At 38.5% G+C, this 26594-nt stretch carries 25 protein-coding genes; 21 read left to right on the top strand and 4 right to left on the bottom strand.

All coding sequences use genetic code 11. From position 1 onward, the window contains the following. Positions 1-33 precede the first annotated feature (33 nt). From purC to IGM13_RS07940, 11 genes are all read left to right on the top strand, one after another. On the top strand, positions 34-747 hold the full coding sequence (gene purC / locus IGM13_RS07990; protein WP_002357270.1) for a phosphoribosylaminoimidazolesuccinocarboxamide synthase: 714 nt from the start codon (positions 34-36) through the stop codon (positions 745-747). A gap of 13 nt (positions 748-760) precedes the next feature. Further along, a complete protein-coding gene (gene purS / locus IGM13_RS07985; RefSeq protein ID WP_002357271.1) occupies positions 761-1012 on the top strand; it encodes a phosphoribosylformylglycinamidine synthase subunit PurS in 252 nt (83 codons plus the stop codon). After that, positions 1013-1687, top strand: a complete 675-nt coding sequence (gene purQ / locus IGM13_RS07980; RefSeq protein ID WP_002408883.1) for a phosphoribosylformylglycinamidine synthase subunit PurQ — start codon at positions 1013-1015, stop codon at positions 1685-1687. Beyond that, the gene (gene purL / locus IGM13_RS07975) at positions 1684-3903 is read left to right on the top strand and encodes a phosphoribosylformylglycinamidine synthase subunit PurL (protein ID WP_002420110.1); all 2220 of its coding nucleotides are present in this window, start codon (positions 1684-1686) and stop codon (positions 3901-3903) included. The genes purQ and purL overlap by 4 nt, the downstream gene beginning before the upstream one ends. Then, entirely contained in the window at positions 3879-5318 is a 1440-nt protein-coding gene (gene purF / locus IGM13_RS07970; RefSeq protein ID WP_002420111.1) for an amidophosphoribosyltransferase, read from the top strand. Before purL ends, purF begins: the two co-directional genes overlap by 25 nt. A 1-nt stretch (position 5319) precedes the next feature. After that, positions 5320-6351, top strand: coding sequence for a phosphoribosylformylglycinamidine cyclo-ligase (purM, locus tag IGM13_RS07965; RefSeq protein ID WP_002420112.1), 1032 nt, complete (start codon positions 5320-5322; stop codon positions 6349-6351). After that, positions 6348-6920: a phosphoribosylglycinamide formyltransferase gene (purN, locus tag IGM13_RS07960; protein ID WP_002420113.1), complete on the top strand. Its 573-nt coding sequence runs from the start codon at positions 6348-6350 to the stop codon at positions 6918-6920. Before purM ends, purN begins: the two co-directional genes overlap by 4 nt. After that, the gene (purH, locus tag IGM13_RS07955; protein ID WP_002420114.1) at positions 6872-8458 is read left to right on the top strand and encodes a bifunctional phosphoribosylaminoimidazolecarboxamide formyltransferase/IMP cyclohydrolase; all 1587 of its coding nucleotides are present in this window, start codon (positions 6872-6874) and stop codon (positions 8456-8458) included. Before purN ends, purH begins: the two co-directional genes overlap by 49 nt. Positions 8459-8476: 18 nt before the next feature. Continuing rightward, the gene (gene purD / locus IGM13_RS07950) at positions 8477-9724 is read left to right on the top strand and encodes a phosphoribosylamine--glycine ligase (protein WP_002420115.1); all 1248 of its coding nucleotides are present in this window, start codon (positions 8477-8479) and stop codon (positions 9722-9724) included. A 127-nt stretch (positions 9725-9851) separates the two neighbouring features. Continuing rightward, entirely contained in the window at positions 9852-10181 is a 330-nt protein-coding gene (locus tag IGM13_RS07945; RefSeq protein ID WP_002420116.1) for a DUF1648 domain-containing protein, read from the top strand. A 20-nt stretch (positions 10182-10201) separates the two neighbouring features. Continuing rightward, positions 10202-10936, top strand: coding sequence for a TIM44-like domain-containing protein (locus tag IGM13_RS07940; RefSeq protein WP_080348946.1), 735 nt, complete (start codon positions 10202-10204; stop codon positions 10934-10936). A gap of 39 nt (positions 10937-10975) precedes the next feature. Here the strand turns inward: IGM13_RS07940 and IGM13_RS07935 are convergent, their stop codons facing one another. The 4 genes from IGM13_RS07935 to IGM13_RS07920 all read right to left on the bottom strand — a co-directional run bounded on the left by IGM13_RS07935 (position 10976) and on the right by IGM13_RS07920 (position 13448). After that, positions 10976-11497, bottom strand: a complete 522-nt coding sequence (locus IGM13_RS07935) for a QueT transporter family protein (protein WP_002408894.1) — start codon at positions 11495-11497, stop codon at positions 10976-10978. Between the two features lie 145 nt (positions 11498-11642). Beyond that, complete coding sequence (locus tag IGM13_RS07930) at positions 11643-12428, bottom strand: 3-oxoacyl-ACP reductase (protein ID WP_002394932.1); 786 nt, start codon at positions 12426-12428, stop codon at positions 11643-11645. A gap of 62 nt (positions 12429-12490) precedes the next feature. Further along, complete coding sequence (locus IGM13_RS07925) at positions 12491-12724, bottom strand: DUF2829 domain-containing protein (protein WP_002357284.1); 234 nt, start codon at positions 12722-12724, stop codon at positions 12491-12493. Next, positions 12714-13448, bottom strand: a complete 735-nt coding sequence (locus IGM13_RS07920) for a YigZ family protein (RefSeq protein ID WP_002420118.1) — start codon at positions 13446-13448, stop codon at positions 12714-12716. The genes IGM13_RS07925 and IGM13_RS07920 overlap by 11 nt, the downstream gene beginning before the upstream one ends. Before the next feature lie 69 nt (positions 13449-13517). Between IGM13_RS07920 and IGM13_RS07915 the strand changes: the two genes are divergently transcribed. From IGM13_RS07915 to cas9, 10 genes are all read left to right on the top strand, one after another. Next, positions 13518-13805, top strand: a complete 288-nt coding sequence (locus IGM13_RS07915) for a DUF7662 domain-containing protein (protein ID WP_002357286.1) — start codon at positions 13518-13520, stop codon at positions 13803-13805. Positions 13806-13925: 120 nt separating this feature from the next. Then, positions 13926-14261 (top strand): PTS sugar transporter subunit IIB, encoded by a 336-nt coding sequence (locus IGM13_RS07910; RefSeq protein ID WP_002360150.1) that lies wholly within the window; start codon positions 13926-13928, stop codon positions 14259-14261. Positions 14262-14359: 98 nt separating this feature from the next. Continuing rightward, positions 14360-15676 (top strand): DEAD/DEAH box helicase, encoded by a 1317-nt coding sequence (locus IGM13_RS07905; protein WP_002420119.1) that lies wholly within the window; start codon positions 14360-14362, stop codon positions 15674-15676. Beyond that, entirely contained in the window at positions 15666-16352 is a 687-nt protein-coding gene (locus IGM13_RS07900) for a ComF family protein (protein ID WP_002408898.1), read from the top strand. The genes IGM13_RS07905 and IGM13_RS07900 overlap by 11 nt, the downstream gene beginning before the upstream one ends. A 138-nt stretch (positions 16353-16490) precedes the next feature. Then, positions 16491-17042, top strand: coding sequence for a ribosome hibernation-promoting factor, HPF/YfiA family (gene hpf, locus IGM13_RS07895; protein WP_002357293.1), 552 nt, complete (start codon positions 16491-16493; stop codon positions 17040-17042). 255 nt (positions 17043-17297) lie between these two features. After that, a complete protein-coding gene (gene secA, locus IGM13_RS07890; protein ID WP_002420121.1) occupies positions 17298-19835 on the top strand; it encodes a preprotein translocase subunit SecA in 2538 nt (845 codons plus the stop codon). Positions 19836-19911: 76 nt separating this feature from the next. Beyond that, a protein-coding gene (gene prfB / locus IGM13_RS07885) for a peptide chain release factor 2 (RefSeq protein ID WP_100908286.1) occupies positions 19912-21013 on the top strand; the annotation gives its coding sequence in 2 pieces (ribosomal slippage) (positions 19912-19983 and positions 19985-21013; 1101 coding nt in all). Between the two features lie 105 nt (positions 21014-21118). Further along, complete coding sequence (ftsE, locus tag IGM13_RS07880) at positions 21119-21805, top strand: cell division ATP-binding protein FtsE (protein ID WP_002361935.1); 687 nt, start codon at positions 21119-21121, stop codon at positions 21803-21805. Beyond that, positions 21798-22682 carry a permease-like cell division protein FtsX gene (ftsX, locus tag IGM13_RS07875; RefSeq protein ID WP_002364071.1) on the top strand — a complete coding sequence of 295 codons (885 nt, stop codon included), beginning with the start codon at positions 21798-21800 and terminating at the stop codon, positions 22680-22682. Before ftsE ends, ftsX begins: the two co-directional genes overlap by 8 nt. Before the next feature lie 447 nt (positions 22683-23129). Then, positions 23130-26582, top strand: coding sequence for a type II CRISPR RNA-guided endonuclease Cas9 (cas9, locus tag IGM13_RS07870; RefSeq protein WP_002420122.1), 3453 nt, complete (start codon positions 23130-23132; stop codon positions 26580-26582). Positions 26583-26594 lie beyond the last annotated feature (12 nt).

Raw genomic sequence — 26594 nt, 5'->3', positions numbered from 1 at the left:
AGGGTTCATGAAGCTAACGAGAAGAGGGAAAGAATGGAAAAGAAAGCACTTGTGTATACAGGAAAAGCGAAGAAGTTGTATCAAACAGAAAATGCAGCGGTTCTTTTTGTGGAATATCTTGATCAAGCAACAGCTTTAAATGGTCAAAAAAAAGACAAAGTTCTTGGGAAAGGCGCTTTAAATAATCAAATCACTAGTCTAATTTTTGAACATTTACAGCAACAGAAGATTCCCAATCATTTTATCAAAAAAGTATCTGAACACGAACAATTAATTCAGGCCGTAGAAATGATTCCTTTGGAAGTTGTCGTACGTAATTATGCGGCAGGAAGTTTTTCAAAGCGTTTAGCGATTGAAGAGGGCACTAAATTAGTGACGCCCATTATTGAATTTTATTACAAAGAAGATCGTCTGGATGATCCTTTTATTAACGAAGATCATATTCAATTTCTAAAAGTAGCCACTCCTGCTGAAATTGTGGAGATTAAAGCATTGGCTTTACAAATTAATCAGGCGCTTAGTCAACTCTTTCAACGCCTCAATATTTGTTTGATCGATTTTAAAATCGAGATTGGTCGGACGAAGGCCAATCAATTGTTACTGGCAGATGAAATTTCTCCAGACACCTGTCGTCTATGGGATTTAAACACAAACGAACATCTGGATAAAGATGTTTATCGCCGTGAATTAGGAGAAATAGTTCCTGTATATGAAGAAGTTTTACAACGTTTACTAACAGCTAATTGAGGAGGAAGCGCGTATGTATTTTGTCAAAGTCTATGTTACGTATAAAGAATCAATTTTGGATCCCCAAGGTGAAGCGGTTAAGGAAGCAGTCCATCGGCTTGGTTTTACAGAAGTAGCCGAAATCCGTGTCGGTAAGTATTTTGAAATGCACGTCCAGCAGACAGAAGCAATTGAAGAGAAAATTGAACAAATTTGTGATCAACTATTAGCCAATGTAAATATGGAATCCTATCGTTTTGAAATTTTATCTTTGGAGGAAATTTAAATGAAATTGGCAGTGATTGTTTTTCCAGGATCTAATTGTGATGCAGACTTATTGTGGGCTGTCAAAGAGGTGATGGGCGTCGATGCAGAATTTGTCCGACACGATGCCACTTCTTTAGCAAAATTTGATGGCGTGTTATTGCCTGGTGGTTTTTCTTATGGCGATTACTTGCGTTGTGGTGCAATTGCTCGGTTTTCGCCAATTATCAATGAGGTGATTCGCTTTGCTACAGAAGGCAAAATGGTTTTTGGTACTTGTAATGGCTTTCAAATTTTAACAGAAATTGGCTTGCTTCCTGGTACGTTGTTAAGAAATGATTCGCTTCGTTTTATTTGTAAAAGTGTCCCCTTGAAAGTGAATACACACACAAAGTTTACAAGCGAGTATCCTGAAAATGTTTCGATACATTTACCAGTAGCACATGGCGAAGGGAATTACTATTGTGATGAAAAAACGTTGAAAGAGCTGAAAGAAAAGAACCAAATTGTTTTTACGTATCAAGAAAGGGTGAACGGTAGTCTTGCGAATATTGCTGGTATTTGTAATGAACAGGGCAATGTTTTAGGAATGATGCCTCATCCGGAACGAGCGATGGAAGAATTGTTAGGTTCAACAGATGGACGCAGTTTTTTTGCTTCAATCATTAAAAACTTTGGAAAGGAATTAAGCCAATGATGAATGAACCAACACCAAAAGAAATCAAGGAGACACGGTTGTATGCAGAATGGGGACTAACAGATGAAGAATATCATCAGATTGAGACCATTTTGCAAAGAGAACCTAATTATACAGAAACTGGCTTATTCTCCGTGATGTGGAGTGAACATTGCTCTTACAAAAATTCCAAGCCCGTTTTAAAAAAGTTTCCGACGGAAGGGCCACAAGTGCTTCAAGGTCCTGGTGAAGGAGCTGGGATTGTCGATATTGGTGACGGATTAGCTGTTGTTTTTAAAGCAGAGAGCCATAATCATCCTTCTGCAGTAGAACCTTACGAAGGAGCAGCTACAGGCGTTGGTGGAATTATTCGCGATATTTTCAGTATGGGGGCGCGGCCGATTGCTTTACTGGATTCGTTAAGATTTGGCGAACTGACGGATGCACGAACACGTTATTTGTTTCAAGAAGTTGTGGCGGGGATTAGCGGTTATGGAAATTGTATTGGTATTCCAACCGTTGGCGGCGAAATTGCTTTTGAGCCATGTTATCAAGGAAACCCACTTGTTAATGCTATGTGTGTGGGATTGATTCGTCATGACGAGATTCAAAAAGGCCAAGCAAAAGGCGTCGGAAATAGCATTCTTTATGTAGGTGCGAAAACAGGACGAGATGGAATTCATGGTGCGACCTTTGCTTCAGAAGAATTTAGTGAAGGTGAAGAACAGCAACGATCTGCGGTACAAGTTGGTGATCCGTTTATGGAAAAATTATTATTGGAAGCTTGTCTTGATTTAATCAAAAATCATCAAGATATTTTAATCGGCATCCAAGATATGGGGGCGGCTGGCTTGGTTTCTTCAAGTGCTGAAATGGCATCAAAAGCAGGTTCAGGCTTGATTCTAGAGCTAGATAAAGTTCCACAGAGAGAGACGCAGATGAGCCCCTATGAAATGCTCTTGTCTGAGTCCCAAGAACGGATGTTAATCTGTGTGGAAAAAGGAGCAGAACAGCAAGTTTGTGAATTGTTTCAAACGTATGACTTAGAAGCGGTAGCGATTGGCTCCGTAACAGATGATGGACAGTATCGTGTCTTTCACGGTGGCAAAATAGTCGCAGATGTACCAGTAGATGCTTTGGCAGAAGAAGCACCTGTTTACCAGAAAGCCTATCAAGAACCAGAACGGATGCGTGCTTTTAAAAAATTAGCGCCCTTCATTCCAGAAATTACGAATAGTACGGAATTATTAAAACGCCTATTGCAACAGCCAACGATTGCATCGAAAAAATCAGTTTACGAAACCTATGATAGTCAAGTACAAACGAATACAGTGGTGCAACCAGGAAGTGATGCAGCTGTTTTAAGAGTGCGGGGCACCAATAAAGCCTTAGCGATGACAACAGATTGTAATAGCCGTTATTTGTATTTAAATCCTGAAATTGGTGGGCAAATTGCGGTTGCAGAAGCAGCCCGTAATATTGTAGCAAGTGGAGCACAACCTTTGGCTATCACTGATTGCTTGAATTATGGTTCCCCAGATAAACCAGAAAGTTTTTGGGAATTATGGACGTCGGCGGATGGAATCGCCGCAGCCTGCCGTCAGCTAGGAACACCCGTGATTTCAGGGAACGTCTCTCTTTACAATGAAACAGATGGTCAAGCCATTTACCCTACGCCGATGATTGGCATGGTGGGCGTGATTGAAGATGTTTCACAAATTACCACACAAGCGTTTAAACAAGTGGATGACTTAATTTATCTCATCGGTGAAACCCACGCAGATTTTAACGGCTCGGAAATTCAAAAAATGCAACTGGGTCGAATTGAAGGGCAATTACGCTCATTTGATTTAAAAGAGGAAAAAGCAAACCAAGAATTAGTTTTAAAAGCAATTCAAGCAGGCCTAGTTGCTAGCGCGCATGATTGCGCTGAAGGCGGCGTTGCCGTTGCTTTAGCCGAGTCGGCTTTTGCCAACGAACTGGGGTTACAGGTGACACTGCCATTAAAAAAAGAATATCTATTTGCGGAGACGCAATCCCGTTTTATTCTTTCAGTTAGTCCCCGGCATCAAGAAGAATTTGAAACACTAATTGGAAAAAAAGCCCAACACATTGGGAAAGTGACTGAAACTGGTTTGGTCATCCATGCGTTAGATGATGTGATCAATTGTTCAACAAAAGAAGCCAAAGCCTTATGGGAGGATGCGATTCCATGTCTTATGAAGCAAAAAGCTTAAATGAAGAGTGTGGTATTTTTGGTATTTGGGGTCATCCTGATGCGGCACACGTGACCTATTTTGGCTTACACAGCTTGCAGCATCGAGGCCAAGAAGGCGCGGGAATTGTGGCGAACAATTCTGGGAAATTAGATGGCCACCGTGATTTAGGTTTATTAGCAGAAGTATTCCAAAAGCAAGAACAACTGAATGCGTTAGAAGGAACGGCGGCTATTGGTCATGTACGCTATGCAACCGCTGGTACGGGTAGCGTGGATAATATTCAGCCATTTTTATTTAAATTTTATGATAGTCAAATTGGGTTAGCACACAATGGCAATTTGACAAATGCCAAGCGTTTACGAAAACAACTAGAAAGAGAAGGCGCTATTTTTCATTCTAATTCAGACACTGAAATTTTAATGCACTTGATTCGAAAAAGCACTGCTGCCTCGTTTCTCGATAAACTAAAAGAGAGCTTGAATTTGGTTAAGGGGGGCTTTGCTTATCTTTTATTAACAGAAACGATGATGATTGCTGCACTCGATCCCAATGGCTTTCGCCCTCTCTCCATCGGACAAATGAACAATGGGGCGTACGTTGTGGCATCCGAAACGTGTGCATTAGAAACAGTTGGGGCTCGCTTTATTCAAGATGTGGCGCCTGGTGAAGTAGTCATCATTTCTGATGAAGGCTTGAAAATAGAGGTTTTCACTACGGAAGTCCAACCAGCGATTTGCGCAATGGAATATATTTATTTTGCACGACCAGATTCAACTATTGCTGGAGTTAATGTGCATACAGCTCGTAAAAGAATGGGGAAGAACTTGGCAATCGAAAGTCCAGTCGCAGCTGATATGGTAATTGGGGTACCAAACTCGTCATTGTCTGCAGCTAGCGGCTATGCAGAAGAAGCACGGATTCCTTACGAACTAGGTTTAGTAAAAAATCAATATGTCGCTCGAACATTCATTCAGCCGACACAAGAATTAAGAGAACAAGGTGTCCGTATGAAACTATCGGCAGTTCGTGGCGTGGTCAAAGGAAAAAAAGTCATTTTAGTAGATGATTCGATTGTTCGCGGGACCACTATTCGACGCATTATCCATTTATTAAAAGAAGCAGAAGCGCAAGAAGTTCATGTCAGAATTGCTTCACCACCATTAAAATATCCGTGTTTTTATGGCATTGATATACAGACGCGGGACGAACTAATTGCGGCAAACTATTCAATTGAAGAGATCAAAGAGCAGATTGGCGCAGATTCGCTGGCTTTTTTGAGTGAAGCAGGGCTGATTGATGGGATTCAATTAAATTATGATGCTCCTTATTCTGGGCTGTGTATGGCTTACTTTAATGGAGACTATCCAACGCCTTTGTATGATTATGAAGAACAATATCAAGCATCCTTGAAAAAAGAAACTAGGAGGAATTGACATGGAAAATGCCTATTCAAAAGCTGGCGTAAATGTTGAGGCGGGATACGAAGTAGTGGAACGAATTCAAAAGCATAGCCAAAAGACACAACGGACGGGAACGTTGGGCATGCTTGGTGGTTTTGGTGGTTGTTTTGATTTAAGTAGTTACAAGCTTAAAGAACCAGTTTTGGTATCAGGAACGGATGGCGTAGGCACAAAGTTACTCTTGGCAATTGAAGAACAGAAACACGAGACAATCGGAATTGATTGTGTAGCAATGTGTGTCAATGATGTCGTCGCACAAGGCGCCGAACCGTTATATTTTTTAGATTATTTAGCGTTAGGGACCGTTAATCCAGCTAAAGTTGAAGCAATTGTTGCGGGTGTTGCGGCTGGCTGTTGTGAGGCGAATGCAGCCTTAATTGGGGGCGAAACAGCTGAAATGCCTGATATGTATGAAGTAGATGCTTATGACGTAGCTGGTTTTGCCGTGGGTATTGCTGAGAAAAGTCAACTCTTGACTCCAAGTAACGTAAAAGAAGGCGATTTCTTGATTGGTCTTCCTTCAAGTGGTCTTCATTCTAATGGTTACTCTTTAGTAAGAAATGTTTTTTTTAAGAAACATTCGTTTAAAACAACGGACAAGCTTCCAGAATTGGCACCCAAAACGTTAGGGGAAGAATTATTAACACCAACAAAAATTTACGTGAAGGAATTATTGCCATTGTTAAAAGCAGGACTCGTGCATGGTGCTGCGCATATTACTGGCGGCGGGTTTTTAGAAAATCTACCAAGAATGTTTTCTTCTTCATTAGCTGCAGAGATTCAATTAAATAGTTGGCCAGTGCTACCAATTTTTAAATTGATTCAAAAATACGGTGAAATTCCATCTGAAGAAATGTATGAAATTTTCAATATGGGCTTAGGGATGATTTTAGCGGTGAGTCCAGAGCATGTTGAAAAAGTTCAGGAGCTTTTACCAGAAGCTTTTGAAATTGGTCGTTTGGTACCTAGGAAAACGAAAGCCGTTATTTTTAAGGAAGCCTTATGAAGATAGCTGTTTTTGCATCTGGCAATGGTAGCAATTTTGAGGCGATTGCTGCAGCTTTTTCCCAAAAAAAAATCGCAGGGCAGTTGAGCTTAGTCTTTTGTGACCAGCCTGAAGCCTATGTATTGACCCGTGCCCAAAAACGCAAGATTCCCGTTGTTTGCTTTTCGCCATCTGATTTTCCATCTCGTGGGCAGTATGAAGAACAAGTATTGAAACATTTAAAAGAGCATCGGATCGATTTAATCGTGTTAGCTGGTTATTTGAGAATTATCGGCAAGACTTTACTGGAGGCTTATCCAAAGAGAATCGTCAATATTCATCCTTCGCTGTTACCTAGTTTTCCAGGTCTTCACGGAATTGAAGAGGCATTTCATTATGGAGTGAAAATAACAGGAATCACTATCCATTATGTTGACTCTGGGGTTGATACAGGACCGATTATTTTCCAAACAACCACCAAGATTGATACTGAAGATACATTGGACACATTAACAGAGAAAATTCATGCTCTTGAGCACGAATGGTACCCAAAAATAATTTCACAAATTGTAAAGGAGACAATGAAATGACCAAAAGAGCATTGATTAGCGTTTCAGACAAAACAGGAGTGACAACATTTGCAGCAGGCTTAGTTGCAAATGGCTTTGAAATTATCTCTACTGGGGGAACAAGGACTGTCTTAGAAGAAGCGGGGGTACCGACACTTGCTATTGACGACATCACTGGTTTTCCAGAAATGTTAGATGGCCGTGTCAAAACGTTACATCCGAATATCCATGGCGGACTTTTGGCAAAAAGGGGAAACCAAGCGCATCAAAAAGCACTGACTGAACAAGGCATTCACTTTATTGACCTTGTAGTAGTGAATCTTTATCCATTTAAAGAAACAATTTTAAAACCAGCGATTTCTGAAGCAGAAGCGATTGAAATGATTGATATTGGCGGTCCTAGCATGTTACGTTCAGCGGCAAAAAATTATCAAGACGTAACAGCAGTGGTTGATCCTAGTGATTATGAACAGGTATTAAGTGAAATTAGCAGCACTGGAACTAGCCAGTTAACCACTAGAAAAAGATTGGCAGCAAAAGTCTTTCGTCATACCGCTGCTTATGACGCGCTTATCGCTGACTATTTAACGACGCAAGTGGGTGAAACTGAACCAGAGAAACAGACGCTTACTTATGAACGTAAGCAAACATTGCGTTATGGCGAAAATAGCCATCAACAAGCCACCTTTTATCAATCCGTTGTACCTGTATCATTATCCATTGCTTCCGCTCGACAACTTCATGGCAAAGAACTGTCATATAACAATATTCGAGATGCTGATGCAGCGCTCCGGATTGCTAGCGAGTTTACAGAACCTACGGTCGTCGCTGTCAAACATATGAACCCATGTGGAATTGGAACAGGAAAAACGATTTTGGCAGCCTATCGTCAGGCATTTGAAGCAGATCCAGTTTCAATTTTTGGTGGCATTGTTGTTTTGAATCGTCCAGTGGACCAAGCGACTGCGGCTGAAATGCATCAAATCTTTTTAGAGATAATTATTGCGCCTAGTTTTGAAGAAGAAGCTCTGGCACTGTTATCTCAGAAAAAGAATCTTCGTTTGTTAACGTTAGATTTTCATGCTCAAGAAAAAAAAGCGGCGGAATTAGTTTCTGTTATGGGCGGGTTATTAATTCAAGAACAAGATACAGTTGTTGAAAATGAACAAGCATGGCAAGTAGTTACAGAGCGCCAACCCACACCAGCTGAAAGAGACGCATTGAACTTTGCTTGGAAAGCAGTCAAGCATGTAAAATCAAATGCTATTGTTTTAGCCAATGAAAGTCAAACAGTGGGAATTGGCGCTGGTCAAATGAATCGAATTGGGTCAGTAAAAATTGCAGTTGATCAAGCCCAAGCAGCTGGAAAATTACAAGGGGCCGTCTTAGCAAGTGATGCCTTTTTCCCCATGGCAGATAGCGTGGAATATGCTGCACAACATGGCATTCAAGCAATTATTCAGCCAGGTGGGAGCATTAAAGACCAAGCATCAATCGATCTAGCGAATCATTATGGCATTGCGATGATTTTTACTGGGACTCGTCATTTCAAACATTAATTTTTAAAGGAGAAACCGATGAATATATTAGTGATTGGGCGTGGTGGTCGTGAACATGCAATCGCCAAAAAATTACAGCAAGAAAACAAAGTCAAGATTGTTTATTGTGCACCAGGTAATCCTGGTATGAGTGGTGATAATATTCGGACTGTACCTATCAGTGAAGAGCAGCAAACGGAACTAATTCAATTTGCGAAGGATAATCAGATTGATTGGACATTCGTCGGACCGGAAACGCCATTAATTGAAGGGATTGTAGATGCCTTTCAAGCAGCGGGATTACTGATTTTTGGCCCGACAAAAGCAGCTGCAATAATTGAAGGTTCAAAAAGTTTTGCGAAAGATTTTATGCAAAAATACCAGATTCCAACGGCGGAATATCGGGTCTTTCGACGTTTGGCACCTGCCTTAGAATATATTGAACAGCAAGGAGTACCAATTGTTATTAAGGCGGATGGTTTGGCAGCTGGAAAAGGAGTAGTAGTTGCCGAAACAAAAGCAGACGCAAAACGGGCGCTAGTTGCGATGATGGAGGACCAACAATTTGGAGCAAGCGGTCAAACGGTCGTAATCGAAGAATTTTTGCAAGGAGAAGAATTTTCCTTAATGGCCTTTGTTTCTAATGAGAAGGTATATCCGATGGTGATTGCTCAAGATCATAAGCGGATTTTCGATGGGGATGCTGGGCCGAATACAGGGGGGATGGGTGCTTACACACCAGTGCCTCAGATCCCAGAAGAAGCGGTTCAGCAAGCCATTAGCCAAGTCCTGAAACCGACTGCTAAAGGAATGGTGGCTGAAAAACGTCCGTTTCAAGGGATTTTATATGCTGGTTTAATCCAAACAGCAACTGGCCCCAAGGTTATTGAATTTAATGCTCGATTTGGGGATCCAGAAACACAAGTTGTGTTGGCACGTTTAGAGAGTCCCCTTTCAGAAATAATTTCTTCATTGCTGGCGAAAGAGCAACCAACGATTGTATGGAATGAGTTAGCGAGTGTTGGTGTTGTTGTAGCAGCAGAAGGCTATCCTAATCAATACAAGACAAATCTACCATTGCCCGAAATGTCTGGTGAAACCATCTATTATGCAGGGGTAACTCGTTCAGAACAGGCTCTGGTTTCGGCTGGCGGACGAATCTTTTTAGCAGAAGCAACTGCTTCGACTCTTGAAGAAGCCCGCAAAAAAGTTTATCAAACATTGGATAATTACTCATTTCCTGGAATGTACTATCGAAAAGATATAGGCGTGAAAGGCTTGATTTAGGATTTTTAAAACAGAGGCAAGGACATTTAATTGGATGTTTCCTTGTCTTTTTTTTATTGCAAATTCAGATAGGGAGGCATAAACTGATAGTATATCCATCATTAAACTAGAGGAGAAAGCTAAATTAATGAGAGAAAAGCAGATTGAAAAAGTTAGTCAGGGATTGTTTATTGTTACAAGTATTTTAGCAGTCAGTTTACTATTATTAAGTGCGGTGGTCTATCCTGATTTACCAGCTCATGTGCCCATTCATGTGAATTTTTGGGGCGAGGGTAATTCATTTGGCCCAAGATCTAGTATATTTATGTGGCCAGCGGTCCTGTTTGGCTTGAGTATTTATCAACGAAGTTATCAATCAGTACAACCATATGGCAGATGGCTGAAGGTATTATTAATTATTGTTAATCTTGGCGCTTTGTTTAGTATTCTGCGTCTATTTATTAATTTGTTGGTTTGAAAGGATCGAAAGGTGAGAAAATGAGAAAGTTAATTTTGGTTTTTGTGGGATGTGTCATGGTCTTTTGTTTATGGCCTAATCAAGCGGCGGCTGTAGCTGGAGGCTATGGCGGTGGACGTGTAGAAAGTCCTAGCGGGGGCAATCCCTCGAATGGTTTTTCGCCAAGCGGTGATGGATCAAGAAGTTATGTTCATCATAACGAGACCGGGACCAGCAACACAACGCCACTGGAAAGCTTAATTTCAACAGTGTTTTTTGTTCTTTTTGGGGTCGCGATGATTTGGCAAAGACGCCGTAGAAATCAGCCAGTCGATGAAGGTGCTTTTCAAGAAATGTGGGCAGCATTACCTGGAACATCAAAAGAAAAAAAGGCACTCTTAAAAGAAATACAACAAACGTTTTTAGAAATACAACAAGCGTGGGATCAAGAAAATTTGTCTGTAGTCAAAGATAACTATACAGAAAAACTTTATCAAAAACATCTTGCAGTATTACAAGAAAATCAACAAGCGGGCATCAGAAATCATGTAAAAAAAGTGAAAGTAGCGCCAGCTTCGAATTATCATCATATTAGTGAAACCAGTTTTTCACTGATGCTTCATTTTTCTTGTATTGACTACGAGGAAGATACTCAAAGCGGTCGTGTTTTATCGGGATACAAGCATCAAAAACAATATTTTTCACAACTTTGGTATTTTGATTACAATCCATCTCTTGGAAAATGGCAAGCAGACTTCATTCAACCTAAAGGATAGTGCTAAAAAGCGCTTGGGGTTTAAATCCCAAGCGCTTTTTTATTCTTCAATGCGTTTTACAAGCTGTATTTTTTTATTTAATACGTAAATCAGGATACCGCCGACTGTCATTGAAAGAAGTTCACCAAGTCCAACGGTCAACCATGTGTACCAAAAAGGTAACTGATAAAAGAACGTTAAGGGTCCGGCGACAGTGAACATGGACAAAGCAAAAAGAATGGCCGTTAGCATCAGTTTAATCAATAAATTTTGCTGATTTTTTGTCGCCAAATAGGCAATCCATAAGACTGCGCACGTGCCAGCGCTACCGATGACTATATCGATGATACCAAGAGGCGAAGCGGTGTTGGCAATCGCAACCCCTAACGTAATGGACCAGATATATCGCTTGTTAAAAACGCCTAAATAATTAAATAATTCGGCAAGACGAAGCTGTATCGGACCAAAACTAAGCGGAGCGAGAAGTACAGTGACAACGACATACAAAGCGGTAACCAGCGCCATTTTAGCCAAAACCGTAGCTGACCACGTACTGGTTTGTGGATTTGATGAATGATTCATTTGAGATTCTCCTTTATAAAACAACGACGTGTTTTAGTGATAACCATAACCAAAGGAAGGGCAGTAAAGCCAACTGAAGTGTTATGGTGTGAGCTGCCTCACTGTGTTACATGTTACTGAAGAACAGACACTCTGTAAAGTCTTTTTATTTCATGGTCCAACCACCATCGATGGTCATAACTGTGCCATGGATATAATCAGCGTCATCACTAGCTAGAAATAATGAAAGTTTTGCTACTTCTTGTGGCTGTGCCCAACGGCCCGCTGGTGTTTCACGTGCTACCCAAGTAGCCATTTCGCCTTCTCCTGCAAAATCAGCTGCGTTCATGGGTGTTTGGATGGCACCTGGCGCAATCGCATTTGCTCGAATGCCTAATTTGGCATAATCGTAGGAAAGTTGTTTTGTATACCCGATGATTGCGTGTTTGGAGGCAGTGTACGCTGCGCCGCCGCCCCCAGCTACTAAGCCAGCGATAGATGCCATATTAACGATTACTCCTTTTTTTTGTTGGAGGAAATAAGGTAATAGAGCATTGGTCACTAAAAAGACACTTTTTAAATTGGTTGCTAAAATTTGATCCCATAAAGCTTCCGAAGTTTCTAGAGAAGGACGATAATCATCTAAAATACCTGCCGTATTTAATAAAATATCAATTTGGCCGTTGTTTTTCACAATTTGTTTCATCGTGGCTTGCACAAATGAGGGAGAAGACACATCACCGACAAAATAAGTAAATGGCTTAGTAGAATCTGGATTAACCAGTGCGGCTGTCTGTTTTAACCCCGTTTCGTCTAGGTCGATGCCAATAACTTCAGCGCCCTGTTCAGCAAAGGCAATTGCTTGTGCTTGGCCAATCCCTGAAGCTGCACCGGTTACAAGCACCCGTTTTGTTTCAAATTCTTTTGGCATAAGAAAAACTCCTTTAAACATTTAAAAATTAAGGTCTGGAAGAACGAGCAATCGCCGTAATCTGCCAGACCTTATGTGTGTAGTTATGCTTCAACAATCACCCAATCTTCTGCTAAGACATCACAAGGTGTTGGTGAAAACATGCTGTAGCCTTCATCAGAAGTTTTGATTAAAAAATACGGGGTAACTTGTAAAAATTCACCTTCGGAGGTGCCAATTTCATCACGTAATTCAATAAAAAGTTCAAAACCGCTCCAGCCTTTACGTACGGCTTTTTTTCCTGCTTTAATCTGTGGCAATACTTCTTCAAATGTCATTTGCTTGTGCTCCTTTTTCGTTAAATGGTAGTTCGTGATAGCTCGTTGCGCCTTTTTCAATTGTCAACTGACCGTTAAGTAGATCCGTCATTTCAGCTATAAATGTTTCTGTTGCTTGTTCATCTACTAAACAAATTAACTGAATAGACTCTGTGTAAATAGTTTCTTTAAGCGTGTAGGGACTATGTTCTAAAAAGGCTTGGGTTTTTCCTAATAAAGGATAGGCGATCGTAATCAATAGTTCTTGTTGCAATTTGCCAATGACTAAACCAATTTCATCTAAAGTGTGGGAAAGAGCATGACTATATGCTCGGATTAAACCACCAGCGCCTAATTTTATTCCGCCAAAATAACGAGTGACAACAGCCACTACGTTGATTAACTCTTTTTTCTTTAAGACTTCTAGCATTGGAACACCAGCAGTGCCACTAGGTTCGCCGTCATCGCTGCTCCGCTGAATGTCATTTTTTTCGCCGATCACAAAAGCACTACAATTATGATTGGCTTTCCAATGTTCTTTTTTTATTGCGGCGATAAAGGCTTTTGCTTCTTCTTCTGATGTTACGCGCTTTACAGAACAGATAAACCGCGATTTCTTGATTTCAATCTCGCTGAAACCATCTTGTTTGACTGTAATATAGCTTTCTAACATATGGGCATCCTTTTCTCTCGTAATAAAGTCAGTATAAAAAAGAATCAACTGAATAGCAACTTTTTCTCTCATCTTTTTTGTGAGATTTTTTGGAAAAAAACGTTATAATAAGGTATGATAGAGAAAAGGGAGGCGCTGGAAATGGTACATACACGACAGAAAAAATATGATACAATTACTCATTATTTGAAAACGAATGGCGGTTCCCAAGTTACCTTGACCTTTACCCAGTTTGATGAATTGTTATTCCCTCATTCTGGTTTACCAAAAACTGCTAAGACAGATGTCGATTGGTGGGCGAACGATTATAAGCATCCAGAAAAAGGCGCTTATGGTTGGTTGAATGCGAGTTATCAAGTAGTTCAAGTGAATTTGGAAAAAGAATATGTGGTATTTAATAAATTGCTGAAGTCAGCATGGTACGTTTAAACCAGGATTGTATCCGCTTTAAAAAACAAGAATGATTGACAAAAATTAACTTTACACTATAATATTTTTAATAGATAATGTTGAAAATTGAAAAAGGCAATGGTAAAAGGGGCTGTTAAAATGTCAAAAAAAACAATTATGTTAGTTTGCTCCGCTGGAATGAGTACTAGTTTACTTGTTACAAAAATGCAAAAAGCAGCATTTAATCAAGGCTTAGATGCCCATATATTTGCGGCTTCTGCATCGGAAGCAGAAACAAATTTAGAAAATAATCCAGTCGATGTGTTATTGTTAGGTCCACAAGTTCGTTATATGAAGAGTGATTTTGAAAAGCGTCTATCACCAAAAGGTATCCCAACAGATGTCATTAGCATGTCTGATTACGGCTTAATGAACGGCGAAAAAGTCTTGGAACAAGCCTTGGGTTTGTTAGCACAAGCAGATAAAAAAGAGTAAAAACAAGTTGTTTTTTCGAGAATCTTCGAAAAAGCAACTTGTCTTTTTTTTCGCAAAAAAGCTAGAGAAATGCGTATTTTATAATTGAGGTGGTTAACATGGAAGACTTGCATGGACGTAAAATAATTCTTGAAGAAACAGAACGTTCAATACAGACAAAACTGGTTTATTTATCAACAATGTTAGAGCGTTCACCCCTAACAATTCAATGTCAGCGGTGCGGGGAAGTCGTATCCAAAAAAGAAAACAGACTGGCGACAAATGTATACTACTGTCATGCGTGCATTCAATTAGGCCGTGTGACTTCTTGTCAAAAATTTTGTCATTTACCAGAAAGGCCCAATAGCCCAAGAACTGTCTTTTTTGAGTGGTCTGGACAATTAACAAAGGGACAGCAAGCGATCTCGGTTGAACTTTGTGAGACAGCAAAAGCAAGAGAGAATCGCTTAGTGTGGGCAGTTACAGGTGCAGGCAAAACAGAAATGTTATTTGCTGTTTTGCACCAAACCTTACAAGAAGGGGGGCGGATTGCGCTGGCTTCGCCGCGTGTCGATGTTTGCTTAGAACTGTTTCCCAGAATCCAAGCGGTTTTTCCTCACGAAGCAATTGCTTTACTTCATGGAAACAGTCAAGAGCCGTATCGTTATACGAAACTAGTGATTTGCACCACGCATCAATTATTGAAATTCCATCAAGCATTTGATTTACTTATCGTTGATGAAGTCGACTCTTTTCCTTTTGTTAATAACGAGCATCTTTATTATGGAGTGCGTAACGCACGAAAAAAAAGAAGTAGTTTGGTGTACTTAACAGCAACCCCTACGAAAGAATTGCGGAAGCTTTTACAGCAAAAGAAGTTAGCGGCCAGTATTTTGCCAGCAAGATATCATCGTAGGCCATTACCTGTGCCACGCCGATTTTGGGTTCAGTCGTGGCAACGTCTTTCTAGCAAAAATATTAAAATCATTGCATATCATTTGAAACGTTTATTGGTGCGTAATTCAGTTTTACTATTTTGCCCAAGTATTTCATTAATTCACCAATTGCATGCATTAATAGCTGAGCGATTTTCCGACAAAAAAGTTGTCGCCGTTTATGGTAGTGATGAGCTTCGTCTAGAAAAAGTTCAAGCAATGCGTCAGCAGAAAACGGATATTTTGATCACTACAACCATTTTAGAACGTGGTGTGACTTTTGATGCAGTCTCAGTTATTGTTTATGGTGCCAATCATCGAGTCTTCACTTCTTCAACACTTGTCCAAATTGCGGGTCGAGTCGATCGAAGACAAGAATTCAATTACGGCGAAGTTTTATTTTTACATGATGGGGAAACAAGAGACATGAAAGAGGCAATTCGGCAAATAAAGCAAATGAATCGCTTGGCTAGCAAACGAGGGATGTTAGATGGATTGTAAAAATTGCGCAAGCCCCATTCGTTTGGAAATAACATTAAAAATGCTCTTATGTTTTAAAAAATGGGCGAGGCCTTCACTTTGCCAGCACTGCCAAGCAAAGTTCCAGAAACTGCCAATGATAGGCACTTGTTTTGGCTGTAATCGCGTCAGCCAAGAGCGCTATTGTTTTGATTGTCAAAGGTGGCAGCTGCTTTATCCAGAGTATTCTTTTCATAATGCAGCGTTGTTTCATTATGATGAAGGAATGCAAGAGTGGATGGAACGCTATAAATTTCAAGGAGACTATCGCTTAAGAATGTGTTTTAACGAGGAAATCAACTTTTACTTTCAGCAACAATCTGCGGACTATATTATTCCGGTGCCCTTATCCGAAAAGCGAATGCAAGAACGAGGCTTCAACCAAGTAATTGGCTTACTAGAAGCGGCTGATGTTCCGTACAGCCCTTTTTTAATTAGAAAAGAGGAAAATGTTCCGCAATCTAAGAAAACTAGAAAGGAAAGGATGCAGTTGCAACAACCATTTGCCATCCAAAAAGAAAATCAAGAAAAATTAAAAAATTGTTCTGTTATTTTGGTGGATGACATCTATACCACTGGACGAACTCTTTTCCACGCAGCTGCTGTTATCAATGACTGTTATCCTAAAAGTTTGAATACGTTTACTCTCGCGCGGTAAAAAGAAAAGAATTCATAAATTTGATGACTATTTTGTTGGCAAAACCCAGATTATTCGATATAATGAAATTAAGAAGAAGGGAATTAAAGAGTGGTCCTTTAATCTTTTCTTTACTGGTAGATGAAAGGGGTAATTGTTATGTTTAGATATAATGTACGTGGAGAAAATATCGAGGTAACCGAAGCGATTCGAGACTATGTTGAGAAAAAAGTCGGTAAATTAGAAAGATATTTCAGCGATTCACCTGAAGCAACGGTTCACGTGAATTTGAAAGTGTACACTGAAAAAACAGCCAAAGTCGAGGTTACTATTCCTCTTCCTTATCTAGTTTTACGAGCTGAAGAAACGTCACCTGATTTATACGCAAGTATTGATTTGGTTGTCGATAAATTAGAACGACAAATTCGTAAATTTAAAACAAAAATCAACAGAAAATCTCGTGAAACAGGACGTAACAATACAAAAGCCGCTGTCTTCTTAGTTGGTGAAGAAACAGAAGAAACACCTTCAGAATTAGACATCGTTCGTACAAAACGTCTATCATTAAAACCGATGGACAGTGAAGAAGCTGTTTTACAAATGAACATGTTAGGACACAACTTCTTTATTTTTGAAGATGCTGAAACAAATGGAACAAGCATTGTTTACCGTCGTAAAGATGGCAAATATGGCTTGATTGAAACAGACTAAAGCTTAAAATAAGAGCTGAAATGCCTTCGTGCATTTCAGCTCTTTAAACATCTTTAAAGCACGGAGTAAAGAAAAAATAAAGAAATACATAAAATAACTTTAAAAGTTTCTCTTTTAAAGGAAAATGTCTGTAAAATAGAGAGAAATGGTTTTCTTTCTCGTCAAGTAATGATAAAATAAAACGGATAGATTGTGCTTCTTGTACAAAAAGGATACAAAAATAAAAAGAGGTAATTGAAAGGAACACAGATACCAATGGCAAATTTTTTGAAAAAAATGATTGAAAACGATAAAAAAGAATTAAGACGATTAGAAAAAATCGCCGATAAAATTGATGCACATGCAAGTGCAATGGAACAACTAAGCGATGAACAATTACGTGAAAAAACAGATGAATTTAAAGCCCGTTATCAAAAAGGGGAAACCTTAGACGAACTATTACCAGAAGCGTTTGCGGTTGTCCGCGAAGCTGCTAAACGAGTACTAGGTTTATTCCCGTACCGTGTCCAATTAATGGGTGGGATTGTGCTTCATGACGGGAACATTCCTGAAATGAGAACAGGTGAAGGGAAAACCTTGACTGCCACAATGCCTGTATACTTGAATGCACTATCTGGCGAAGGAGTACACGTTGTTACAGTTAATGAATACTTAGCAACCCGTGACTCTAACGAAATGGGAGAATTATATAATTTCTTAGGCTTAAGCGTTGGCTTAAACATTAACTCTAAATCTTCTGATGAAAAACGTGAAGCGTATAACTGTGATATCACTTATAGTACAAATAACGAATTAGGATTTGACTATTTGCGTGATAACATGGTTGTTTATCGCAGCCAAATGGTTCAACGTCCATTAAACTATGCAATTGTCGATGAAGTGGATTCAATCTTAATTGATGAAGCAAGAACCCCATTAATTATTTCTGGACAAGCTGAAAAATCGACAGCACTCTATACGCGTGCCGATAATTTTGTCAAACGCTTAAAAGAAGATGAAGATTACAAAATTGATATTCAGTCTAAAACAATTGGTTTAACAGAAGCAGGGATTGAAAAAGCTGAAGAAACTTTTGGATTGGATAACCTTTACGATATTGAAAATACAGCATTAACGCACCATTTAGATCAAGCGTTACGGGCAAACTATATCATGTTACTAGACATTGATTACGTGGTGCAAGACAATAAAGTCTTAATTGTTGACCAATTTACTGGTCGTATCATGGATGGTCGTCGTTATTCTGATGGCTTGCATCAAGCGATTGAAGCAAAAGAAGGCGTCGAAATTGAAGATGAAACAAAAACAATGGCGACGATTACGTTCCAAAACTACTTCCGGATGTACAAAAAACTAGCCGGGATGACTGGTACTGCTAAAACAGAAGAAGAAGAATTCCGTGAAATTTACAATATTCAAGTCATTCAAATCCCAACCAATCGTCCAATTATCCGTGACGATCGTCCAGATTTACTTTATCCAACCTTAGAAAGTAAATTTAATGCAGTGGTGGAAGATATTAAAGAACGTTACCACAAAGGACAACCAGTGTTGGTGGGGACTGTTGCGGTAGAAACGTCAGAATTACTTTCTGATAAATTAAACGCAGCTAAAATTCCTCATGAAGTATTAAATGCGAAAAATCACTTTAAAGAAGCCGAAATCATTATGAATGCCGGTCAAAAAGGCGCAGTTACAATTGCAACAAATATGGCTGGTCGTGGAACGGATATTAAACTTGGTTTAGGTGTACTTGAACTAGGTGGTCTAGCAGTTATCGGGACAGAACGTCATGAGTCACGTCGTATTGATAATCAGTTGCGTGGACGTGCAGGACGCCAAGGGGATCCAGGGGTTTCACAATTTTATTTATCTTTAGAAGATGACTTAATGAAACGCTTTGGTTCAGAACGAATTAAAACATTCTTAGAACGAATGAATGTGCAAGAAGAAGATGCAGTTATTCAAAGTAAAATGTTTACTCGCCAAGTAGAATCTGCTCAAAAACGTGTGGAAGGAAATAACTATGACACACGTAAAAATGTTTTACAATACGATGACGTGATGCGCGAGCAACGTGAAGTTATTTATGCACAACGACAAGAAGTAATTATGGAAGAAAATGACTTGTCTGATGTATTGATGGGCATGGTAAAACGGACGATTGGCCGAGTGGTGGATAGCCATACACAATTAGAAAAAGAAGAATGGAATTTAGATGGGATTGTCGATTTTGCAGCCTCAACACTTGTCCATGAAGATACGATTTCTAAAAAAGATTTAGAAAATAAATCAGCTGAAGAAATCAAAGACTACTTAGTGGCACGTGCGCAAGAAGTATTTGAAGAAAAATCTCAACAATTGAATGGTCAAGAACAACTGCTAGAATTTGAAAAAGTTGTCATCTTGCGTGTCGTCGATACTAAATGGACAGATCACATTGATGCAATGGATCAATTACGCCAATCTGTCGGCTTACGTGCGTACGGTCAAAACAACCCATTAGTAGAATATCAAACAGAAGGTTATTCTATGTATAACAATATGGTGGGTTCAATCGAATATGAAGTAACACGTTTATTCATGAAATCGGAAATTCGCCAAAATGTCCAACGTGAGCAAGTAGCTCAAGGACAAGCGGAACATCCAGAAACAGAACAAGATGCAGCTGCACAAAGCAACACAAGTGCGAAGCGTCAACCTGTGCGTGTAGATAAAAAAGTGGGCCGTAATGATTTATGCCCATGCGGAAGTGGCAAAAAATTCAAAAATTGTCATGGAAGAAACGCTTAATTAAAGAAAAAACGCAGGGTGGGGCAATTTGTCCCGCCTTTGCTCTTTTTACAATAAAAAGAAAGAAGGAATCATTTTGGAAAACCCAGAAATTCGTACATTATTAGACGAAATGACACAAAAAATTACTAGCTTCAGGAGGTCTCTTTGACTTAGACCAGTTAGAAGAAGACATTGCCGAGGCGGAAAATCGGATGGGAGAACCTGGTTTTTGGGACAACACAGAAACGGCTCAAAAGCTAATTAACGAAACCAATAGTTTGAAAGAAAAATATCAACAATTTCATCAGCTCTCTGAGGAACTGGACGAATTAACGGTGATGTTTGAATTACAACAAGAAGAATATGATGCAGAGATTCAAGAAGAATTGGAAGAAAGAATTCATCTCTTGCAAGAACGTTTAACAACGTATGAGCTATCCTTACTACTAAATGAGCCATATGATCATAATAACGCCCTAATTGAATTACACCCTGGTGCCGGTGGTACTGAATCACAAGATTGGGGAAGTATGCTTTTACGAATGTATACACGTTGGGCAGAAAGTCACGGTTTCCAAGTTGAAACGTTGGATTACCAAGCTGGAGATGAAGCAGGGATTAAAAGTGTCACCTTATTAATCAAAGGTTACAATGCTTATGGCTACCTAAAATCTGAAAAAGGTGTCCATCGTCTTGTGCGGATTTCGCCCTTTGATTCCGCTAAACGCCGTCATACTTCGTTTTGTTCAGTTGATGTAATGCCTGAATTAGACGATACAATAGAGATTGCGATCAATCTAGATGACTTAAAAATTGATACCTATCGAGCAAGTGGTGCCGGTGGTCAGCATATTAATAAAACAGAATCGGCTGTTCGAATCACACATATTCCAACAGGTACCGTTGTCGCAAGCCAAGCACAACGTTCTCAATTAAAAAACCGTGAGCAAGCAATGAGTATGTTAAAAGCCAAATTATATCAATTGGAAATGGAAAAGAAAGCCCAAGAAGCAGCAAGTTTACGTGGTGAACAAATGGAAATTGGCTGGGGCTCACAAATCCGTTCTTACGTGTTCCATCCGTATTCAATGGTCAAAGACCATCGGACAAATTACGAAACTGGCAATGTGCAAGCTGTGATGGATGGAGACCTTGATGGTTTCATTGATGCCTACTTAAAACAGCGCTTAAGTTAAGCTCTTCATTAAATTGAAATAAAAATGTAACTTAATGCAAGAAGTTTGCAATATTGACATGTTATAATGAGTAGGATTGAAGAAAAAAGAGATGGAGAGAACGCCATGATTGAAATGAAAGATGTAATGAAGAAATATTCGAATGGTACAACAGCGATTCGAAATATTTCAGTAGAGATTGACCAAGGCGAGTTCGTCTATGTGGTTGGTCCCTCAGGTGCAGGGAAATCAACCTTTATTAGATTAATGTATCGTGAAGAAAAAGCAACAAAAGGTAATTTGACAGTTGCAGGTCATGATTTAATGAAAATAAAAAATAAAGAAGTTCCTTATTTACGTCGTGAAATCGGCATCGTTTTCCAAGACTATAAACTATTACCAAAGAAAACTGTGTATGAGAACGTGGCCTATGCGATGCAAGTTATCGGACGACGTCCTCGCGAAATCAAAAAACGCGTGATGGAAGTTTTAGATTTAGTCGGTCTAAAACATAAGGTACGTGTTTTTCCAAGCGAACTTTCTGGTGGGGAACAGCAACGGGTATCCATTGCACGAGCAATCGTAAATACACCGAAAGTTTTAATTGCCGATGAACCAACTGGAAACTTAGATCCAGAGAATTCATGGGAAATCATGAAATTGTTGGACCGGATTAACGCACAAGGAACAACAGTCGTGATGGCAACGCATAATAGTACAATTGTAAATACGATTCGTCACCGTGTTATTGCCATTGAAAATGGTCGCATTATCCGTGACCAAGTGGAAGGAGAATACGGCTACGATGATTAGAACATTCTTTTCTCATTTATTTGAAAGTATCAAAAGTTTAAAACGGAACGGTTGGATGACTGTTGCCTCAGCAAGTGCGGTTACAATTACATTAGTTTTAGTTGGTATTTTTATGGGCGTTATTTTTAATGCAACGAAACTTGCTGATGATATCGAAAAAAACGTGACAGTGTCTGTCTTTGTCGATATTGGTACAAAACAAAATGAAATGAAAACATTAGAAAAACAACTTAAAGGATTAGACAATGTTGAAGATATTTCTTATTCAAACAAAGATCAACAATTGAAAAAAATCCAAGAACAAATGGGGGATGCCTGGAATCTTTTCGAAGGCGACAGTAACCCATTATACGACGTGTATTATGTCCGTGCAAAAACACCAGAAGACACGAAAGATATTGCGAAACAAGCAGCTAAATTCCCGAGTGTTTTTAAAGCCGATTACGGTGGTGTAAACTCAGACAAAATCTTTAAAATCGCTCAAACCGTTCGAACTTGGGGCTTAGCAGCTGCTGCATTACTTTTATTCGTTGCAGTGTTCTTAATTTCCAATACCATTCGGATTACGATTTTATCTCGTCAAAAAGAAATCCAAATTATGCGTCTTGTAGGAGCGAAAAACAGTTTCATTCGTTGGCCGTTTTTCTTAGAAGGTGCTTGGATTGGGTTGATTGGCGCAATCGTGCCAGTCATTATTATGACGTTAGGCTACCATCAAGTTTATAACATGTTTAACCCGCAGTTATTGCGTTCGAATTATTCATTAATTCGTCCAGAAGATTTTATCTGGAAAGTTAATCTATTAATGATTGCAACAGGAATGATTATTGGATCACTAGGTTCAGTTATTTCAATGCGTCGTTTCTTGAAAATTTAAAAAAGTTTAATTTTGCGGACAAAGATCTTGCCATCTAAGTGATTTATCACGTAGAGATTGCTAGGATGGGAGAAATGTTTTTGTTCAGTAGACTATCTTAAAAGTAAAAAATGACACATAAGTTGACTCGACTTATGTGTCATTTTTTAGTTAATAATCAACACACTAATCCATCGGAAATTCTGTAGTAGATTTTGCATACGGAAGGACCTATCTAATGGTAAAATTTATCGTCATTTGCTTAAAACATATATATTATTTTGGCGCAAGCAGATAACCGTAGATTAAAATTGTGGAAGTTGTTATTTTTTTCTTTCTAAATCATGATAAATTAAAGGGATAATAGTTATCATAAATTTCTGAAAATTATTTATTGAAAATTGTATCCCTTTACAAAAAATATTGTATAATTAAATTATTAATTGTCATTGCTTAAAGGAGGTTCTCATGTACAGTATAGGTTTAGATTTAGGGATTAGTAGTGTTGGTTGGTCAGTGATTGATGAACGGACAGGCAATGTTATTGATTTAGGTGTCCGTTTATTTAGTGCGAAAAATAGTGAAAAAAATTTAGAACGACGCACAAATCGAGGTGGACGTCGTTTAATTAGACGGAAAACGAATCGCTTAAAAGATGCAAAAAAAATACTTGCGGCTGTTGGATTTTATGAAGATAAATCATTAAAAAATAGTTGCCCGTACCAATTAAGAGTAAAAGGATTGACAGAACCATTAAGCAAAGGAGAAATTTATAAAGTGACTCTTCACATTTTAAAAAAACGTGGAATTAGTTACTTAGACGAAGATGATACGGAAGCAGCGAAAGAAAGTCAAGATTATAAAGAACAAGTCAGAAAAAATGCTCAGCTGTTAACAAAATATACACCTGGTCAAATCCAATTACAGCGACTGAAAGAAAATAATCGAGTGAAAACAGGAATCAATGTTCAAGGTAATTATCAGTTAAATGTTTTTAAAGTTTCTGCTTATGCAAATGAATTGGCAACCATTCTTAAAACCCAACAAGCCTTTTATCCTAACGAATTGACAGATGATTGGATTGCGTTATTTGTACAGCCTGGTATTGCAGAGGAAGCTGGATTAATTTATCGCAAACGACCGTATTACCATGGGCCAGGAAATGAAGCCAATAACAGTCCTTATGGTCGTTGGTCTGATTTTCAAAAAACAGGAGAACCAGCAACAAATATTTTTGATAAATTGATTGGCAAAGACTTTCAAGGTGAATTACGAGCAAGTGGTTTAAGTCTATCTGCACAACAATATAATTTACTCAATGATTTAACCAATTTAAAAATTGATGGAGAAGTGCCACTTTCGTCAGAGCAAAAAGAATACATTTTAACAGAATTAATGACCAAAGAATTTACTCGTTTTGGCGTTAATGATGTGGTTAAATTACTAGGTGTGAAAAAAGAACGACTAAGTGGTTGGCGTTTGGATAAAAAAGGTAAACCAGAAATTCATACATTGAAAGGTTATCGGAATTGGCGGAAAATTTTTGCAGAAGCAGGAATCGATTTGGCTACGCTACCAACTGAAACGATCGATTGTTTAGCTAAAGTTTTAACCTTAAATACCGAACGCGAAGGGATTGAAAATACTTTAGCTTTTGAACTGCCTGAATTATCTGAATCTGTGAAGTTACTCGTTTTGGATCGCTACAAAGAATTAAGCCAAAGTATTAGCACGCAATCGTGGCATCGTTTTTCTTTAAAAACATTACACTTATTAATTCCAGAACTAATGAACGCCACTTCAGAACAAAATACACTCTTAGAACAGTTTCAGTTAAAGTCAGATGTTAGAAAACGTTATAGTGAATATAAAAAATTACCAACAAAAGATGTTTTGGCAGAAATTTATAATCCAACGGTGAACAAAACAGTGAGCCAAGCCTTCAAAGTCATAGATGCTTTGTTAGTAAAATATGGAAAAGAGCAAATTCGTTACATCACTATTGAAATGCCTAGGGACGATAACGAAGAAGATGAAAAAAAACGAATAAAAGAATTACATGCAAAGAATAGTCAACGAAAGAATGACAGCCAAAGTTATTTTATGCAAAAGTCTGGATGGAGCCAAGAAAAATTTCAAACGACCATTCAAAAAAATCGTCGTTTTTTAGCTAAGTTATTATACTATTACGAACAAGATGGCATATGTGCCTATACAGGACTGCCTATTTCTCCTGAATTATTGGTTAGTGATTCAACAGAAATTGATCATATTATTCCAATTTCGATTAGCTTAGATGATTCTATTAATAATAAAGTACTGGTTTTAAGTAAAGCTAATCAAGTCAAAGGACAACAAACACCATATGATGCATGGATGGACGGTTCTTTCAAAAAAATTAACGGGAAATTTAGCAACTGGGATGACTATCAAAAATGGGTGGAAAGTCGCCATTTTAGTCATAAAAAAGAAAATAATTTATTGGAAACGCGGAATATTTTTGACAGTGAGCAAGTCGAAAAATTTTTAGCTAGAAATCTGAATGACACGCGTTATGCCAGTCGTTTAGTTTTAAATACCTTACAGAGTTTTTTTACGAATCAGGAAACGAAAGTTCGAGTAGTGAACGGCAGTTTTACTCATACTTTACGTAAAAAATGGGGTGCTGACTTAGATAAAACTCGTGAAACACATCATCATCATGCCGTTGATGCAACATTGTGTGCAGTCACTCCGTTTGTCAAGGTTAGTCGTTATCACTATGCAGTGAAGGAAGAAACTGGTGAAAAAGTCATGCGTGAAATTGATTTCGAAACTGGTGAAATTGTCAATGAAATGTCTTACCGGGAATTCAAAAAATCAAAGAAGTATGAACGAAAAACCTATCAGGTAAAATGGCCTAATTTTCGTGAGCAATTGAAGCCAGTAAACCTCCATCCAAGAATTAAATTTTCTCACCAAGTGGATCGTAAAGCTAACCGCAAACTCAGTGATGCCACTATTTATTCTGTTCGAGAGAAAACGGAAGTCAAAACACTGAAAAGTGGTAAACAAAAAATAACGACTGACGAGTACACAATTGGTAAAATCAAAGACATTTACACGTTAGATGGTTGGGAAGCCTTCAAGAAAAAACAAGATAAACTTTTAATGAAAGATCTTGACGAAAAGACCTATGAACGATTGTTGTCTATAGCAGAAACAACTCCTGATTTTCAAGAAGTGGAAGAAAAAAATGGTAAGGTAAAGCGTGTTAAACGTTCACCGTTTGCTGTTTACTGTGAAGAAAATGATATTCCAGCGATTCAGAAATATGCGAAAAAAAACAATGGACCACTTATTCGTAGTTTGAAGTATTATGACGGTAAATTGAATAAACATATTAATATCACCAAGGATTCACAAGGACGACCTGTTGAAAAAACTAAAAATGGTCGCAAAGTTACGTTACAAAGTTTAAAACCATATCGCTACGATATTTATCAAGATTTAGAAACTAAGGCTTATTATACAGTACAACTATATTATTCTGACTTACGTTTTGTGGAAGGTAAGTATGGAATCACAGAAAAAGAATACATGAAAAAAGTCGCCGAACAGACAAAAGGACAAGTGGTGCGTTTCTGTTTTTCTTTACAAAAAAATGATGGTTTGGAAATTGAATGGAAAGATAGCCAACGCTATGATGTGCGTTTTTATAATTTCCAAAGTGCTAATAGTATTAACTTTAAAGGGTTAGAGCAAGAAATAATGCCAGCAGAAAATCAATTTAAGCAAAAACCTTATAATAATGGAGCCATCAATTTAAATATTGCTAAATATGGCAAAGAAGGCAAAAAGTTACGAAAATTCAATACAGATATTTTAGGAAAGAAACATTATCTATTTTATGAAAAAGAACCAAAGAATATTATTAAATAAAAAGGAAAAAAC

This window comes from Enterococcus sp. DIV0561, from assembly GCF_050539875.1.
In the GTDB taxonomy this organism is placed as follows: domain Bacteria; phylum Bacillota; class Bacilli; order Lactobacillales; family Enterococcaceae; genus Enterococcus; species Enterococcus faecalis.
This window is presented reverse-complemented; position numbering and strand designations above follow the sequence as displayed.

Bases quoted from the DNA above. Each gene is read 5' to 3' on its own strand.
- purC (WP_002357270.1), top strand. From the start codon at position 34: ATGGAAAAGAAAGCACTTGTGTATACAGGAAAAGCGAAGAAGTTGTAT.
- purS (WP_002357271.1), top strand. From the start codon at position 761: ATGTATTTTGTCAAAGTCTATGTTACGTATAAAGAATCAATTTTGGAT.
- purQ (WP_002408883.1), top strand. From the start codon at position 1,013: ATGAAATTGGCAGTGATTGTTTTTCCAGGATCTAATTGTGATGCAGAC.
- purL (WP_002420110.1), top strand. From the start codon at position 1,684: ATGATGAATGAACCAACACCAAAAGAAATCAAGGAGACACGGTTGTAT.
- purF (WP_002420111.1), top strand. From the start codon at position 3,879: ATGTCTTATGAAGCAAAAAGCTTAAATGAAGAGTGTGGTATTTTTGGT.
- purM (WP_002420112.1), top strand. From the start codon at position 5,320: ATGGAAAATGCCTATTCAAAAGCTGGCGTAAATGTTGAGGCGGGATAC.
- purN (WP_002420113.1), top strand. From the start codon at position 6,348: ATGAAGATAGCTGTTTTTGCATCTGGCAATGGTAGCAATTTTGAGGCG.
- purH (WP_002420114.1), top strand. From the start codon at position 6,872: ATGGTACCCAAAAATAATTTCACAAATTGTAAAGGAGACAATGAAATG.
- purD (WP_002420115.1), top strand. From the start codon at position 8,477: ATGAATATATTAGTGATTGGGCGTGGTGGTCGTGAACATGCAATCGCC.
- IGM13_RS07945 (WP_002420116.1), top strand. From the start codon at position 9,852: ATGAGAGAAAAGCAGATTGAAAAAGTTAGTCAGGGATTGTTTATTGTT.
- IGM13_RS07940 (WP_080348946.1), top strand. From the start codon at position 10,202: ATGAGAAAGTTAATTTTGGTTTTTGTGGGATGTGTCATGGTCTTTTGT.
- IGM13_RS07935 (WP_002408894.1), bottom strand. From the start codon at position 11,497: ATGAATCATTCATCAAATCCACAAACCAGTACGTGGTCAGCTACGGTT.
- IGM13_RS07930 (WP_002394932.1), bottom strand. From the start codon at position 12,428: ATGTTTAAAGGAGTTTTTCTTATGCCAAAAGAATTTGAAACAAAACGG.
- IGM13_RS07925 (WP_002357284.1), bottom strand. From the start codon at position 12,724: ATGACATTTGAAGAAGTATTGCCACAGATTAAAGCAGGAAAAAAAGCC.
- IGM13_RS07920 (WP_002420118.1), bottom strand. From the start codon at position 13,448: ATGAGAGAAAAAGTTGCTATTCAGTTGATTCTTTTTTATACTGACTTT.
- IGM13_RS07915 (WP_002357286.1), top strand. From the start codon at position 13,518: ATGGTACATACACGACAGAAAAAATATGATACAATTACTCATTATTTG.
- IGM13_RS07910 (WP_002360150.1), top strand. From the start codon at position 13,926: ATGTCAAAAAAAACAATTATGTTAGTTTGCTCCGCTGGAATGAGTACT.
- IGM13_RS07905 (WP_002420119.1), top strand. From the start codon at position 14,360: ATGGAAGACTTGCATGGACGTAAAATAATTCTTGAAGAAACAGAACGT.
- IGM13_RS07900 (WP_002408898.1), top strand. From the start codon at position 15,666: ATGGATTGTAAAAATTGCGCAAGCCCCATTCGTTTGGAAATAACATTA.
- hpf (WP_002357293.1), top strand. From the start codon at position 16,491: ATGTTTAGATATAATGTACGTGGAGAAAATATCGAGGTAACCGAAGCG.
- secA (WP_002420121.1), top strand. From the start codon at position 17,298: ATGGCAAATTTTTTGAAAAAAATGATTGAAAACGATAAAAAAGAATTA.
- ftsE (WP_002361935.1), top strand. From the start codon at position 21,119: ATGATTGAAATGAAAGATGTAATGAAGAAATATTCGAATGGTACAACA.
- ftsX (WP_002364071.1), top strand. From the start codon at position 21,798: ATGATTAGAACATTCTTTTCTCATTTATTTGAAAGTATCAAAAGTTTA.
- cas9 (WP_002420122.1), top strand. From the start codon at position 23,130: ATGTACAGTATAGGTTTAGATTTAGGGATTAGTAGTGTTGGTTGGTCA.